Source organism: Pseudomonas sp. CLCA07, assembly GCF_053615335.1.
Map to the genome: position 1 here is coordinate 1,829,315 of NZ_CM132131.1, position 15,776 is coordinate 1,845,090.

Sequence of the window (15,776 nt, forward strand, 5' to 3'; positions counted from 1 at the left end):
CCACAAATCCCCCTGTAGGAGCGGCGGTGCGGCGATCCGACTTGCCCGCGATGAGGCCAGTTCAGCCACCATTTATTTTGAATGTTCTACCGCCATCGCGGGCAAGCCCGGCTCCCACAGGGTTATGTGTACGGCATGGCATTCGGTTTTCCGAACGCGACCTGTCGGTCGATTCGGTTAACCGGATTATTCCACGCGAGAAATAACGCCATAAATATTTAATACCGTTATAAATCAACAAGTTAACCTGTGCGGCCTGGCCTGGCACGAGTCATGCTCTACACTTCTTCGACGAATGCCTGTTGCGCCCCTTCAGGAGCCCACAGGCGTTCGAAGCACAAAAGGGCCGATAAACTGGCTCCATAAAAAAAACAATGTCGAGGAAAATTTGATGCGCATCGTTCCCCACATCCTGGGCGCAGCCATTGCTGCCGCTCTGATCAGCACTCCGGTTTTCGCTGCCGAACTCACCGGCACCCTGAAAAAGATCAAAGAGTCCGGTGTCATCACCCTCGGGCATCGTGACGCTTCCATTCCGTTTTCGTACATCGCGGACGCTTCCGGCAAGCCGGTCGGTTACTCCCACGATCTGCAACTGAAAATCGTCGAAGCCATCAAAAAAGACCTCGACATGCCGAACCTCCAGGTCAAATACAACCTGGTGACCTCGCAAACCCGTATCCCGCTGGTGCAGAACGGCACCGTGGACGTCGAGTGCGGCTCCACCACCAACAACGTCGAGCGTCAGCAGCAAGTTGACTTCTCCGTTGGCATCTTCGAAATCGGCACCAAGCTGCTGTCCAAGAAAGATTCCCCGTACAAAGACTTCGCCGACCTTAAAGGCAAGAACGTCGTGACCACCGCTGGCACCACGTCCGAGCGCATCCTCAAGTCGATGAACGCCGACAAGCAAATGGGCATGAACGTCATCTCCGCCAAAGACCACGGCGAGTCCTTCCAGATGCTGGAATCGGGCCGTGCTGTGGCTTTCATGATGGACGACGCCTTGCTGGCGGGCGAAGCAGCCAAGGCCAAGAAAGCCGATGACTGGGCCGTGACCGGGACTGCGCAGTCCAATGAAATTTACGGTTGCATGGTCCGCAAAGGCGACGCTCCATTCAAGAAAGCCGTCGACGACGCAATTATCGCGACCTACAAGTCGGGCGAGATCAACAAGATCTACGAAAAATGGTTCATGCAACCAATCCCGCCAAAAGGCCTGAACCTGAACTTCCCGATGAGCGACGAACTCAAGGCCCTGATCGCCAATCCGACCGATAAAGCGGCTGACGAAAAGAAATCCTGATTTCTGACTAATCTTATCTCCTGAGAGGGCCGCTGCCCTTTCAGGGGTTTGTCACTCCCTGCTGGCATTTTTGGAAACACTCGAACCGGTAGCTGTCGAGCCGCTCGTGTGTGCCTGATCGTCTCGATCAGAACGGGAACGGAGCTTCCCCAGGCGGGCACTTGTACATCGAACGATCTGAGGGGAGACCCTAATGAATTACAACTGGGACTGGGGCGTGTTCTTCAAGTCCACTGGCGTTGGCAGCGAGACCTATCTCGACTGGTACATCACCGGTTTGGGCTGGACCATTGCCATTGCCATCGTGGCCTGGATTATCGCCCTGACACTGGGCTCGGTTCTGGGCGTCATGCGCACCGTACCGAATCGCATCGTATCGGGCATCGCGACCTGCTACGTCGAACTTTTCCGTAATGTGCCGCTGCTGGTTCAGCTGTTCATCTGGTACTTCCTGGTGCCCGACCTGCTGCCGCAAGACCTGCAAGAATGGTACAAACAGGACCTGAGCCCGGTCACCTCGGCTTTCCTGAGCGTCGTCGTCTGCCTGGGTCTGTTCACCACCGCTCGCGTTTGCGAACAAGTGCGCACCGGCATCCAGGCCCTGCCCAAAGGCCAGGAATCCGCCGCTCGCGCCATGGGCTTCAAGCTGCCACAAATCTACTGGAACGTGCTGCTGCCCCAGGCCTACCGGATCATCATTCCGCCGCTCACCTCGGAATTCCTCAACGTGTTCAAGAACACGTCCGTGGCCTCGCTGATCGGTTTGATGGAGCTGCTCGCGCAAACCAAACAGACCGCCGAGTTCTCCGCCAACCTGTTCGAAGCTTTCACCCTGGCAACCCTGATCTACTTCACCCTGAACATGAGCCTGATGCTGCTGATGCGCCTGGTCGAGAAGAAAGTGGCCGTACCGGGCCTGATCTCCGTAGGGGGTAAATGATGGAATTCGACTTCTCGGGAATCATCCCTTCCCTGCCGGGCTTGTGGAACGGCATGGTCATGACCCTCAAGCTGATGGTCATGGGCGTGGTCGGCGGCATTATCCTCGGCACGATCCTGGCCCTGATGCGCCTGTCCCACAGCAAATTGCTGTCGAACATTGCCGGCGCCTACGTTAACTACTTCCGCTCGATCCCGCTGCTGCTGGTGATCACCTGGTTCTATCTGGCGGTGCCGTTCGTGCTGCGCTGGATCACCGGCGAAGACACCCCGATCGGCGCGTTCGCTTCGTGCATCGTGGCCTTCATGATGTTTGAAGCGGCGTATTTCTGCGAAATCGTCCGGGCCGGTGTACAGTCGATTCCCAAGGGCCAGATGGGCGCTGCCCAGGCATTGGGCATGACGTACGGCCAGATGATGCGTCTGATCATCCTGCCGCAAGCGTTCCGCAAGATGACCCCGTTGTTGCTGCAACAGAGCATCATCCTGTTTCAGGACACCTCGCTGGTTTACGCGGTCGGCCTGGTGGACTTCCTCAACGCCTCGCGTGCCAGCGGCGACATTATTGGCCGCTCCAATGAGTTCCTGATCTTCGCAGGTCTCGTGTACTTCACAATCAGCTTTGCCGCCTCGCTGCTGGTCAAGCGTCTGCAAAAAAGGTTTGCCGTATGATCTCTATCAAGAACATCAACAAGTGGTATGGCGACTTCCAGGTACTGACTGATTGCAGCACCGAGGTCAAAAAAGGCGAAGTGATCGTGGTGTGCGGGCCGTCCGGCTCCGGCAAATCCACCTTGATCAAGTGCGTCAACGCCCTGGAACCGTTCCAGAAAGGCGACATCGTGGTCGACGGCACTTCGATTGCCGACCCGAAGACCAACCTGCCGAAATTGCGTTCGCGCGTTGGCATGGTGTTCCAGCATTTCGAGCTGTTCCCGCACCTGACCATCACCGAAAACCTGACCATCGCGCAGATCAAGGTGTTGGGCCGCAGCAAGGAAGAAGCCACCAAGAAAGGCCTGCAACTGCTTGAGCGCGTCGGCCTGTCTGCCCATGCGCACAAGCATCCTGGCCAGCTTTCCGGTGGTCAGCAACAGCGTGTGGCGATTGCCCGCGCACTGGCGATGGACCCGATCGTCATGCTGTTCGACGAACCGACCTCGGCACTGGACCCGGAAATGGTCAACGAAGTGCTCGATGTGATGGTGCAACTGGCCCACGAAGGCATGACCATGATGTGCGTGACCCACGAAATGGGCTTCGCCCGTAAAGTGGCGGACCGGGTGATCTTCATGGACGCGGGCAAAATCATCGAAGACTGCCAGAAAGAGGAATTCTTCGGCGACATCGGCGCCCGCGCCGATCGTACACAGCACTTCCTCAACAAGATTCTGCAGCACTAAGTACCAAACGCCGCTCCTTTGCAGGAGCTGGCCTGTGGCGAGGGGGCTTGCCCCCGTTCGGCTGCGAAGCAGTCGTAAACCCGTTAAATGCGGTTTGACTTCGAAATGCCGGGGTCGCTTCGCAACCCAACGGGGGCAAGCCCCCTCGCCACAGGCCGGCTCCTACAGGGGTCGGTGCAAGGTTCAGATTTGTGTTGTGGTTGACCCAAGGCATCTGTGATGAAATGCGACCCCATTCTCTATCGCGCAGCAACGCCATCACTTGCCGTGAAACCCCGTCTGATTCGCCACATGTTACTGCCGCCGCTGATCATCGCCCTGATGATCGGACTGGGTTACGCCGGCTTCTGCGTCAGTGAACACTACGGCATTCGCAGCCTCAGCGAGAACGGCCAGCGTCAGCTCGAACTGCACGCCCGCGCCGTCGAGAGCGAGATCAGCAAATACACCTACCTGCCCAGCTTGCTGGAACTCGAAACCAGTGTTTCCACACTGCTGGCTGACCCGTCGCCGGAACACCGGCAAACGGTCAATGATTACCTTGAAGGCCTGAACCGGCGCAGCCGCAGTCGGGCTATCTACGTGATGGACACGACCGGCCGTGTCGTAGCCACCAGTAACTGGCGCGATGTCGACAGTTACCTCGGTGAAGACCTGTCCTTCCGCGCTTATTTCCAGAACGCCATTCGCGGCCAGCCGGGACGTTTCTACGGCATCGGCAGCACCAGCGGCGAACCCGGTTACTACCTGGCCCACGGCCTGGAAGAGCACGGCAAAATCATCGGCGTCGCGGTGGTCAAAATCCGCCTCGAAGCCCTGGAGGAACGTTGGCAGCGGGCGCGTCTCGAAGCCTTCGTCAGCGACGAAAACGGCATCATCATTCTCTCCAGTGATCCGGCGCGACGGCTCAAGTCGGTCGTGCCGTTGAGCGACGAGACCAAGGAAAAACTCGCCCGTAGTCTCCAGTACTACTGGTTTCCGCTGAATGAGCTGCAACCGCTGGCCCGAGAAACCCTGGCCGAGGGTGTCGAGAAGCTGACATTCCCCGCCAACAGCGAAGTGGCGTCCGACGAAGAGGACATCAGCTACCTGGCCCAGACCCGGCCCTTGAGCGATACCCCGTGGAATTTCACCCTGCTCACGCCGCTTCAGGATTTGCGCCGTGAAGCGATCAATCAGGGGATTCTGGTGGCGGTAGCGTTCGCCTTGGTGGCGTTTCTGCTGATCGCCTGGAACGAGCGGCGCAAGGTCATCGCCACTCGCCTCGCCGCCCGGGAAGCCTTGCAGGAAGCCAACAATCAACTGGAGCGTCGGATTACCGAACGCACCACCGACCTGCGCGCCAGCAACGAACGGCTCAAGGGCCAGATCCGCGAGCGCCGGCACGCGGAAGAGACGCTGCGCCGCGCCCAGGATGAACTGGTGCAGGCTGGCAAACTCGCGGCTATCGGCCAAATGTCGACCAGCATTGCCCACGAATTGAACCAGCCGCTGGCCGCGCTGCGCACCTTGTCCGGCAATACCGTGCGCTTCCTTGAGCGTGGTCAGCTGGACGTGGCCAGCACCAACCTCAATACCATCAACGAACTGATCGACCGCATGGGCCGGATCACTGCCAGCCTGCGCTCTTTCGCTCGTCGCGGTGATGACAAAGGCCAGGCCAGCCTCGGCAAAGCCGTAGACGCCGCCTTGCAACTGCTCAGCAGTCGGGTGGAAAGCGCGCACCTGCAACTGCATCGCGATTTCAAAGATGTACAAGTGCAGATCGATCAGACTCGCCTCGAACAGATTCTGGTCAACCTGATCGGCAACGCCCTTGATGCCATGCAGGCCCAACCGCTGCCGGAGTTGTGGCTGGAAGGTGACGTCTTCGACGGCAAATACCGGCTTCGCGTGCGCGACAACGGCCACGGCATCGACGCCGAAGCGCGCAAGCATCTGTTCGAACCGTTCTTCACCACCAAACCCGGTGAACAGGGGCTGGGCCTCGGCCTGACCCTGTCCGCCAGTCTGGCCGCCGCTACTGGCGGAAATTTGGGTGTCGAACACCCGGTCAGCGGTGGTACCACTTTCGTCCTCAGTTTACCGTTGGTAAGCCCTACTTCCGCCGAGCCCATATGAACAACGACCTTAGTGTGCTGATCGTCGAGGACGATCCTCATGTGCTGCTCGGCTGCCAACAGGCGCTGACCCTGGAAGACATTCCCTGCGTCGGCGTCGGCAGCGCCGAAGAAGCACTGGAGCGTGTCGGCGACAACTTTGCCGGCATCGTCATCAGCGACATTCGCCTGCCTGGCATTGATGGCCTGGAACTGCTGACCCGGCTCAAGGCCCGCGACCGCAGCTTGCCGGTGGTGCTGATTACCGGTCACGGCGACATCTCCATGGCTGTCGGCGCGATGCAAAAAGGCGCCTATGACTTCATGGAGAAACCCTTCTCCCCCGAACGCCTGGTGGACGTTGCACGTCGTGCATTGGAACAACGCAGCCTTGCCCGCGAAGTCTCTTCGTTGCGGCGGCAACTGGCCGAGCGCGACTCCCTCGAAGGCCGCATCATCGGCCGTTCGCCGGCCATGCAGAACCTGCGGGAACTGATCGCCAACGTTGCCGACACCTCGGCTAACGTGTTGATCGAAGGCGAGACCGGCACCGGTAAAGAACTGGTCGCGCGCTGCCTGCATGATTTCAGTCGGCGCCACACCAAACAATTCGTCGCGCTGAACTGCGGTGGTCTGCCGGAAAACCTGTTCGAAAGCGAAATTTTCGGCCATGAAGCCAACGCCTTCACCGGCGCCGGCAAGCGGCGGATCGGCAAGATCGAACATGCCGACGGCGGCACGCTGTTCCTCGACGAAGTGGAAAGCATGCCCCTGCCGTTGCAGATCAAACTGCTGCGGGTGTTGCAGGAACGCACCCTCGAACGCCTCGGTTCGAACCAGAGCGTGGCGGTGGATTGCCGGGTGATCGCGGCCACCAAGTCCGATCTGGCCGAGACGAGCAAGGCTGGCGAATTCCGCAGCGACCTGTACTACCGCTTGAACGTGGTCACTCTGGAACTGCCGCCGCTGCGCGAACGTCGCGAAGACATCCTGCAATTGTTCGAGCACTTTTTGCAGCAGTCATCCTTGCGCTTTGACCGCGCCGTGCCGGAGTTGGACAACCAGACCCTGTCGAACCTGATGAGCCACGACTGGCCGGGCAACGTGCGCGAACTGCGCAACGTCGCCGAACGCTTCGCCCTCGGCCTGCCGGCCTTCAAAAAGTCCGGTGCCAGCGGCAGCAATCAGGGCCTGGCCTTCGCCGAAGCGGTAGAAGCCTTCGAACGCAATTTACTCAGCGACGCCTTGCAGCGCAGCGGCGGCAACCTGACCCAGGCCAGCCTGGAACTGGGTATGGCCAAGACCACGCTGTTCGACAAGGTTAAAAAGTACGGGCTGAGCCACTGATGGATCTGATTCTGAAAGCCGCGTTGGGCGCAGCGGTGGTGCTGATTCTGGCGGCACTGGCCAAGACCAGAAATTACTACATCGCCGGCCTGGTGCCTTTGTTTCCGACCTTTGCGCTGATTGCGCATTTCATCGTCGGCAAAGGGCGCTCAGTGGAGGACTTGAAGACCACCATCGTGTTTGGCATGTGGTCGATCATTCCGTACTTCGTTTACCTGGCGACCTTGTATGTGATGGTCGACCGGATGCGCCTGGAGGCGTCGCTGGCCGTGGCTGCTGTGGGTTGGTTGATCGCGGCCACCGTTCTGGTCACTGTCTGGGTTCGCCTCCACACCTGACCACCACAAATCCCCTGTAGGAGCGAGCTTGCTCGCGAAGGCGGAGTGTCTGTCAACATTGATAGTGTCTGACACACCGCTATCGCGAGCAGGCTCGCTCCCACAGTAACCGCACTTGCCATACGATCAGCTGACAGTACCGCCCTTCGCTTCGCTCATGATCTGCCGGATCGCGCCGACAAACGTTTCCACTGGCTGCCCGCCACTCACTGCGTACTGCCCGTTAAACACCACCGTCGGCACCGAACTCACACCACGGGTCAGCCACAGCTGCTCTTCCTCAACCACCTCTTTGGCGTATTCATCCGACGCCAGAATCGCCTCGGCGCGCTGCCGGTCAAGCCCCACGCTTTCAGCAATTTGCGCCAACTGTCCGTGATCGGACGGATTGCCGCCGTCGGTGAAATACGCCTTGAACAGCGCTTCTTTCAGATTGAACTGCCGCCCTTCCAGCCCTGCCCAGTACAACAAACGATGAGCATCGAAAGTGTTGTAGATGCGGCTGTTGCCGTCGGTTCGAAACGCAAACCCGACCTCGGCGCCACGGGCGCGGATCATTTCGCGGTTCTTTTGTGACTGCTCCGGGGTCGAGCCGTATTTTTCGGTGATGTGCTCGGTGATGTTCTGCCCTTCGGGGCCCATCTTCGGGTTCAGTTCGAACGGCTGGAAACGGATCTCGGCCTGGACCTCATCGCGCAAAACCTCCAGCGCCCGGGTCAGGCCGTACAAGCCGACAACGCACCACGGGCAGGACACGTCGCTGACGAAATCGATTTTCAAAGGGGTACTCATCACACACCTCGCAGGCTTGGATCTCGCCGGAAAGTTCGAACGATACACCTGACGGGGCCTAGGTGGCAGCCGTTGCATTATTCCCTGTGGGAGCCGGGCTTGCCCGCGATGGCTGCGTGCCAGCCGACATCTGCAGTGACTGACACACCACCATCCCCTGTAGGAGCTGGGCTTGCCCGCGAAAGCGGTCTTCCAGCTGACATGTGTGGTGACTGACACGCCGCCATCGCTGGCAAGCCAGGCTCCTACAGGTTTGTGCGGTGTTTGGGGGGCGTGTGTTTAGTTCTGTTTAGGGTTACTTCCTGAAAGCTACAGCGTCTTGCGCCGTCGCCTACAACCACGTCAGAATCCGCCGGCTTGTGCGCCTGGAGGCCCGTCGGTAACTTGGTCCTGTCACTGATTCCCAGTGATCGGGTTTAGTAGCCCGGATTACCCCTCAAGACGGATGCATAAGCGTCATTCAGTCAGGTTTTCACCTGCACTTGATGGTGGCTGTGTGCATGGCACCCTCGGGTGCGCCGGGTTTGAGGGAGTTACCGGTCTACTAACTTGCGCACAGCTACCACCCCTACCGTTTAGTAGCGAGAGAGGTTGTAGCCCTACTAAAGGTAAATCCCTCAATGTTCAAAGTAACGCCGAACCCACCGGAAACCGACGACGTTTCCCCCTACGAAACCCCAGAGTCCAAAAAGCTCAACAACGCCGCCGACCGCGCCCTCGATTACTACCTCAAACCGGTCATTCCCAAAGACACTCCACGCAAACCCAGCACTATCTACTTCGTCGCCCCCGACACCGACAACGAAACCCTGCTGGTCAACGCCTGCGAATCACTGGCGTCGGCGAGCGTGATGTTGAGCAATTTCGCAGCGACGGTCGACGGCACCCAGCGCAACACCGTTCTCGGCATTCAGAATTCGGTCATGCTCGGCGAACTGGCGGTGAACCTGATGCTTGATAACGTCGTCCCGACGTAAAACAAAACCTGTGGGAGTGAGCCTGCTCGCGATAGCGGTCTGTCTGCTACATCAATACTGACTGATCCGCCGCCATCGCGAGCAGGCTCACTCCTACAGTTCGGTTTGGGGGTTACAGGAGGTTTGGGTACGTTACTGGATCAATCTGAGCCCAATGCGAGATGTCTTCGCGATGGGCCTGCAAGTACGGCAACACCGCCGCCAGCAACGGTTCCTTGAATGCCTCCTGGAACCGATGCGCCAACCCCGGAATCAGCTTCAACTGACTGCCACGAATATGCGCCGCCAAATGCACACCGTGCATCACCGGCAACAACGGATCGGCAGTGCCATGGACCACCAGCGTCGGCACGCGCAACTGGTTGAGCAGGTCCACGCGACTGCGCTCGGCGAGGATGGCCATGATCTGGCGCTTCACGCCTTCAGGGTTGAACGCCCGGTCATAAGACTGCGCTGCTTGCTGCAACAGCGCCTGCCGGTCATCCGTCACCGACGGACTGCCCAGCGCCGCGAGCAAATCCGCCTGTTGTTCCAGCGCCACTTCGCGATTTGGCGCGCCACGACGTGACAATAATTGCACCAGTGCCTCACTCGGCGCCGGCAAGCCTTCGGCCCCGGAGCTGGTCATGAGCAACGTCAGGCTCTCGACGCGCTGCGGCGCCATCGCCGCCATGTGCTGGGCGATCATCCCGCCCATGCTCGCGCCCAATACGTGGAATTGCTCGACGTGCAACGCGTCCATCAAGCCAAAGGCATCGTCGGCCATGTCGGTCAGGGTGTACGGCGCCGACACCGGCAACCCGAGTTTGTAGCGCAAGGCCTCGAAGGTCAGGTTGGCTTCGGCCGGGGTTTGCCGCCACGTGGACAGGCCAGAATCACGATTGTCGTAACGAATCACCCGAAAACCCTGCTGACACAACGCAACCACCACCTCGTCCGGCCAGTGAATCAACTGCCCGCCCAGGCCCATCACCAGTAGCAACGCAGGGTCCGACGCACGGCCAATGCTCTGGTACGCCAGGCTCACCTGCGCCAGATCGACGTGTTGGGTCGGTACGTTGACATCACAACGAGACGCCGCAAAGGACGGTAAGCCAAACAACAACGCGGCCAGAAAGGCCGCTGTTGATAAAAATCGTGCACGCATGAAAAACACCGAAACGCAGAACCCCAGTAGAGCGCGAGTCTGATGTAGTTTGATCAAGCGCGCTGCCACAGTTGCGTGACAGTTTCGTGAATCTCGCCCAATGGTCGATGCGATAACTATGTAGTGCCACGGGTTGTGGCAGGTTTCTTTTAATGGCGCTCTTCAAGAGCGGATACGCCGCTCCTCTGCACAGAGCCACGTTGCCATGAATGAAAGTGTGTTCAGCACCCTGCCCGTCTCCCCGCCGATTGTGATTCCGGCTCCTCCCCCCCTGAAGAACAACCCGGATGAAAGCCTGTTGCTGAGCGCTTCAGCGCGCTGGCGCGACAGCAGCCAGGGTTTGCAGGCGTTGTTTGACGCTGCTCCGCTACGAAGTCAGCGCAATGAACCCTCGCTCAACGATCGCTGGAATGTCTATTGGGGCGCCCGGGCACCCGGTACGCCGGTGTCGCGGCGCGAGCAGGCGGGTCAGTTGTACCGCAGCCATTTCGAGGCCTGTGCCCAAGTGGCATTCGCAAGCCGAACCCTGACGGCGGAACAGTTGCAGCCGCTGCTGTTGATCCTCGCTCCTCCCGCCTCCGGCCTGAGCCTGGACGATCAGCCCATCCAGACCGAGCAGTTGACGCTGGTGTTGAGCGACAGCGGCACCCTGAAACTCCCCGCCGCCTGGGTCATCAGCGTGGGTGATCGGCAACCCTCCGCGCAGTGGCTGTACCTGCCTGGCCGGCCAGTTCCCATTCAGTTCTTCAATCAGCGCAGTGACATGGAAGACTGGTTGTCCGGGCAATCGCTCGTTACGCAGGGCCTGCCCGACGATGACTTGCGCTTTGAGTACACGGCGAAGGCTCAGCCGCTCACGGTCGGTATCACGGAGCTGCTTCTGCACCCGCAGTACGCGAACGCCGTCGTTTTCGCTTTGCCTCCAGACCTTGAAATCCCGCTGCCAGACAACCCGGTTGAAGATGAACAACCGCTGTTCGACCACCTGTTTGCCGACATTCCCTGGCCCCAGCGACAGGCCTCGCTGAACCGGCAGCGCGATGCGCTCGAAGCGCTGTTGGGCGATGAGCTCGACAGCGAGCGTCAACAGTCATTCAAAGAGGCAATGCAGGCGCTGGAGACGGCAGAGCAAGCCGCCGACACGGCGGCCTCCGCCCTGCTTTACAGATCGCGCGCCTTCGACTTTGCAACCATCAATCGTGAGTTCAGTGCTCTCTATCAGGCGCACAAGGATGGCCTGCGCGCCGAGGTCCAGCTTCAGTTGGCGCTCAAGCAGCTCGACAGCGATGAGTTCAGCCTACTCAAGGCTGTGCTGGATACGCCGCTCGCCACCAATCGCGACACCTCCATCACCGCCGCCAGCCTGACGCTGTCGATGACCGGGCCCAACGGCAGCGTCACCACCCAGACGCTCAACGGTCCCTTCGTCATCACCCGAGCGCCGCTCGATGCGCCATCGCCGCACAGCCTTTTGCTGTACTGGCCAGGTTTAGGCGGCGGCTTGCAACGGTTTGCGAACCGCACGGAACTGGAACAACAGCTGTTCAAGATCCAGGACCAAGACCAGATTCTGGCCTTGCAGTTGAAAAAAATCGTCACCGACCCGCTGTCTTACAGCCTCGATAAACAGACCACCCACTTCGAAGAACAAGCAGCACATCTACGCCAGGCGCCACAGCGTGCAGACGAATTGGAAACGCTGCGCAAACAAACGCTGGCGACCCTGCAAGTCCCGATGCCAGCCGCCAGAAACCTGGCCTTTGCACACCTGCTGGAACAAAGCCGTAGCGCGAAGCTCTTCTCCCTGTTACCCGATTGGCTGGCCACCTTATCGGCGTCCGAGCGTGCTGAACTCAAGGGGTTGGTGGAGGCTTACATCCTGGCTATGCGCCGCAGTCACGCACAGCTGGAAATCGCCCTGCCACCGCGTGACGACTTCACCCGCCAGCATCTGCAGGCGCGTCTGCGAAAAGACTTCTCGCTCAACGGGCATTTTGCCGTGCAGCTTGATCTGCCCGACGCGGTGACGCTGAAAAAACAACTGTCCGATGGCGCCGCGCCGGGAACCCCGCAGAAGCTCGTTGCGGTTCTCAGTGCAGCCCGCAGCAAAATGTCACTCGAAGCACTCGCCCAGCTCAACATCGACAACACACCCGCGATGCAGCTGGAACCCCTTTCACTGCGACTGGGTTTTATGCGGCTTGAAGTCACGGCGGCGGATGACACCGAACGCCAGGCGTTGGCCAGTGGCATCACCTTGCCTTGGCTACGCAAGGTACTGCCTGAACTGGATCTGCCCCAAGCCTACGAAAACCTGATTCGCGACGCCTTCATGGGCTCGGCCAGCGAGACCGCGTTCATCAAGGAACACCGGCGTGAATGCCTGATCGAGCCCTGGCGGTTGATGCTCCAGTTGCAGGGATCCTGCGCGCGCCTGCAAAAGCAGATCAACCAGAACGAATGGCAGGTGTTGAACATCGCCATTACGGCCGATACACCGCCAGCCTGGAATGTTGCGGGCAAGCGCATCGTGCTCCTGCCGGCGTACCTGAGCGCCGGTGGCAAGGACACACCCAACGAAGGAGGCACCACGTTGTCAGGAGTGACATTCGTTCAAGAGCAAGTCAGCGGGATGACCCTGCTGTATCTGCCTGACAGCCCCGACGGTCAGTTTCTGCGACGCTACGACAACCTGGAGGCTGCTCGCCGGGCCTTGTTCAATCTGTGCCTGCGTAGCGAGATGGTCAGTTATCTGGCCGGACGCGCCTTGATCGGCAACGTGCGAGCCCATGCAAGCCGTATCAACCAGGCCGTGCTCAAGCATTTCGACGCGATGATCGGGGTCGGCTTGCCTTGGCCGAAAACAACGTCGCTGTCGGCCCATCTGCTCGATGCGCATATGGGACGCCTGATCGAAGCGCATCGCGGCACCTCGCGTTCCAACGATGCCTTGTATCAGGAACGCTACGCGCTCAGCGGGCCGAGGGCGTTCAACTACATAAAAATGGCCTTGGGCATGGTGCCCTTTGTCGGCGCGGGCATCGCCCTCTACGATGCCTGGAACAGTGCCAACCACGCCGTCGCGGCCCTGTTGCGCGGTGACGTAGGCGATGGCCTGACGGAGATTGAATCGGTGTTGTTGTCACTGGTCGATGCCGCCATGGACATTCTTCCGGGCGCGTCCGTGGGGCCCCGGTCAGCCAAGGGTGCCCGTTCACTGGCGCGGCTTCGCCAAATCAACGCATTGGGCAAAAGTGCGGGGGCGCTGCAAGGGAGGTCAAGGCGCCAAGCGCGACACGGTCTGAATCGCTTTGCCGGTTACGATTACGAAAAACCGCTCTCTTTGGCCGGACTGCAACCGGCTACCCACGGGATCTACCGCAGTATTTACCGCCACCCGGACGGCGATTTCATTGTTCGCCAGGGCAGGATCTTTCAAGTTGAACGCAGCCGGGATTCACGAAACTGGCGACTGACGGGCACTCGTCAAAAAACCTATAAACAACCCATCGGCCTCAATGAAGCCGGACAATGGGACACTTGGTTCGGTGTCTACGGGGTGACCTTCGAGGGCGGCGGGCTGGGTGGCGGTGGTGTGCTCGGGCACTTGGCGGACGGCCTTGACCCGCTCTGGCCGGCCGTCATTCGCGAACGTCTACCGCGCTGGTGGACCGACCAGACCTTGCGCCGCCAACAAGCGCTGACCGAAGCCGCCGATGCCATGGGCCCGCTCATCGATGACCAGGTTGCGCGTACCACCGCCCTGATGGAAACGTACAACGTCAGCCCCGAAAGCCTTCGCCCGGCGCTGATACAGGCACTTGAAGCGGCATGCATCAAGGACATGGAACTGGGCAGCAAGCATTACCAGACGCTGACTGATCTGCTCCCCATGACGCGCGGCAACAAATTGCGCGTGCTCAAGGAAATACAAAGCAATGACGCCTTGTTACTGGCCGATCGGGCCAAACAACGGGTGGTCCTGGCCAGTCAACGGGCGCTAGCCCTGACGGACAGGATCGACGATCTACTGGACCAGTTGGACGCACTGCCTGCCGAGGCACTGGGCGAGCGTTTGCGTATTCTGGAGGACGTCAGGAAGCTGCGCCTGAAGAATATGCGCGAGTTCGACGCGATCGATGCCCATATGCGCGACCTCAACCTGTGGTACCCACGCATTACCGACAAACCCACAAAAACAGTCTTGACCCGCGCCTTCGTGGACTTGAACGCGAAGCTCAACGAGGCCAATCAGCTGTACTTGAAAACCAGTCACTTGCTGGAAATCGTCAAACGCTACGACAGCACCAGCGATGTTTCCTGGTTCTACCTGCAAGCACGGGCGCAGACCCTGCGAACCAAAGTCGATCGCGCCCTGTTCACCCAACACAGCCTGCCGGAAGTGAGCGCCACCCGAGCCCAGCGCAATCGGATATTGCAGGAATGCCTCGATCTTTACGGGGAGTTTCGCCGCGACATGAATGCCTGGACCGCCAGCTATCCCCAGCACTTCCATCTGGACGCCGTGGGGCCATTGCTGTTGGGTATCGAGAAAATGGCCGAACGGGCACACAAGGCCATCGATCAGCCAGCGCCTGCATCCCCGGCCGGGCAACGCCGCAAAAAAGTGTTCACCACCGAAGATGATCAATTGCTGATCGGGGAGGAGCGCTGGGAACCAACGACCCAAAAGCGCCAATACTCACTGACGGGACATCGCGGTTTCGAAGAGGTTTGGGAACAAGGCTCAAATGGCAAGTTTCGCCTCCTGAATCCTCAGGAACAGAGCGCTCACCCCGCGCGCCAAGACCTTGGAGCGTTAACGGCCGATGCCCGCAGCCGACTCGCGGCACAAGCGGCGTACAAGACCCGCGTCGAGGCCTATGCCCGACAGGAAATGCTGCCCGTTGATCTGGAACACATGATGCTCAGCGAGGCCGCCGAACTCGGCCGGCGAGCCCTGGCGATCGAAGAGGTTCAATCCGGTCACGCGCTTATCCAGCAGTTGCGTGACAAGGCTACGGAGCTGACCTATACCGCACGGGCGCTGCGTATCGAGTACTCGATGAAAAGTCGAAACCCCACCGATGGCATGCTGGATTACCTCATGAAGCAAAATTCCGCGCAGAAGAAAATCGTTGATGTCCACAAGCAAAAACCGATGGAAAATCTGGGTAAACGTGCGGACGGACGCACCGACTACCTGCAGGAATACGAGGTACGAGACCTGACGCAAACACCGCCCAAGGTGATGTGGTATGCGCATTTTCATTACAGCAAGGCAGCCCCTGCATTCGGTGAATTCGAAAAGGCCCATCTAAAACTGCCGGAGCACCGGTTTCTGACGCACGCTGACAATGCCGACCTTCCATACGCCGACATCGGCAAGAAATCCGTAGTGCTTAAACATTTCGATCCGGCTTAGAAC

At 59.5% G+C, this 15,776-nt stretch carries 11 protein-coding genes; 9 read left to right on the top strand and 2 right to left on the bottom strand.

Annotation, left to right across the window (positions count from 1 at the left end; translation table 11 throughout):
• Positions 1-391 precede the first annotated feature (391 nt).
• From ACWGZX_RS08355 to ACWGZX_RS08385, 7 genes are all read left to right on the top strand, one after another.
• Positions 392-1,306: a glutamate/aspartate ABC transporter substrate-binding protein gene (locus tag ACWGZX_RS08355; protein WP_452627989.1), complete on the top strand. Its 915-nt coding sequence runs from the start codon at positions 392-394 to the stop codon at positions 1,304-1,306.
• 193 nt (positions 1,307-1,499) lie between these two features.
• Positions 1,500-2,246 (top strand): amino acid ABC transporter permease, encoded by a 747-nt coding sequence (locus ACWGZX_RS08360; protein WP_452627990.1) that lies wholly within the window; start codon positions 1,500-1,502, stop codon positions 2,244-2,246.
• Positions 2,246-2,917: an amino acid ABC transporter permease gene (locus ACWGZX_RS08365; protein WP_150779483.1), complete on the top strand. Its 672-nt coding sequence runs from the start codon at positions 2,246-2,248 to the stop codon at positions 2,915-2,917. The genes ACWGZX_RS08360 and ACWGZX_RS08365 overlap by 1 nt, the downstream gene beginning before the upstream one ends.
• Positions 2,914-3,648, top strand: a complete 735-nt coding sequence (locus tag ACWGZX_RS08370) for an amino acid ABC transporter ATP-binding protein (RefSeq protein WP_452627991.1) — start codon at positions 2,914-2,916, stop codon at positions 3,646-3,648. Before ACWGZX_RS08365 ends, ACWGZX_RS08370 begins: the two co-directional genes overlap by 4 nt.
• A 219-nt stretch (positions 3,649-3,867) precedes the next feature.
• Positions 3,868-5,769, top strand: coding sequence for a two-component sensor histidine kinase AauS (gene aauS / locus ACWGZX_RS08375; protein WP_452627992.1), 1,902 nt, complete (start codon positions 3,868-3,870; stop codon positions 5,767-5,769).
• Between the two features lie 44 nt (positions 5,770-5,813).
• On the top strand, positions 5,814-7,094 hold the full coding sequence (gene aauR / locus ACWGZX_RS08380; RefSeq protein ID WP_452628984.1) for a two-component response regulator AauR: 1,281 nt from the start codon (positions 5,814-5,816) through the stop codon (positions 7,092-7,094).
• 8 nt (positions 7,095-7,102) lie between these two features.
• A complete protein-coding gene (locus ACWGZX_RS08385; RefSeq protein ID WP_452628985.1) occupies positions 7,103-7,432 on the top strand; it encodes a GlpM family protein in 330 nt (109 codons plus the stop codon).
• 126 nt (positions 7,433-7,558) lie between these two features.
• Here the strand turns inward: ACWGZX_RS08385 and ACWGZX_RS08390 are convergent, their stop codons facing one another.
• On the bottom strand, positions 7,559-8,224 hold the full coding sequence (locus tag ACWGZX_RS08390) for a DsbA family oxidoreductase (RefSeq protein WP_452627993.1): 666 nt from the start codon (positions 8,222-8,224) through the stop codon (positions 7,559-7,561).
• Between the two features lie 620 nt (positions 8,225-8,844).
• Here ACWGZX_RS08390 and ACWGZX_RS08395 point away from each other — a divergent pair.
• Positions 8,845-9,201 carry a DUF6124 family protein gene (locus tag ACWGZX_RS08395; RefSeq protein WP_452627994.1) on the top strand — a complete coding sequence of 119 codons (357 nt, stop codon included), beginning with the start codon at positions 8,845-8,847 and terminating at the stop codon, positions 9,199-9,201.
• Positions 9,202-9,313: 112 nt separating this feature from the next.
• Here the strand turns inward: ACWGZX_RS08395 and ACWGZX_RS08400 are convergent, their stop codons facing one another.
• Complete coding sequence (locus ACWGZX_RS08400; RefSeq protein ID WP_452627995.1) at positions 9,314-10,348, bottom strand: alpha/beta fold hydrolase; 1,035 nt, start codon at positions 10,346-10,348, stop codon at positions 9,314-9,316.
• Between the two features lie 205 nt (positions 10,349-10,553).
• On the opposite strand from ACWGZX_RS08400, the gene ACWGZX_RS08405 reads away from it, so the two are divergent.
• Positions 10,554-15,773 carry a hypothetical protein gene (locus tag ACWGZX_RS08405; RefSeq protein WP_452627996.1) on the top strand — a complete coding sequence of 1,740 codons (5,220 nt, stop codon included), beginning with the start codon at positions 10,554-10,556 and terminating at the stop codon, positions 15,771-15,773.
• The last annotated feature ends 3 nt before the right edge of the window (positions 15,774-15,776 follow it).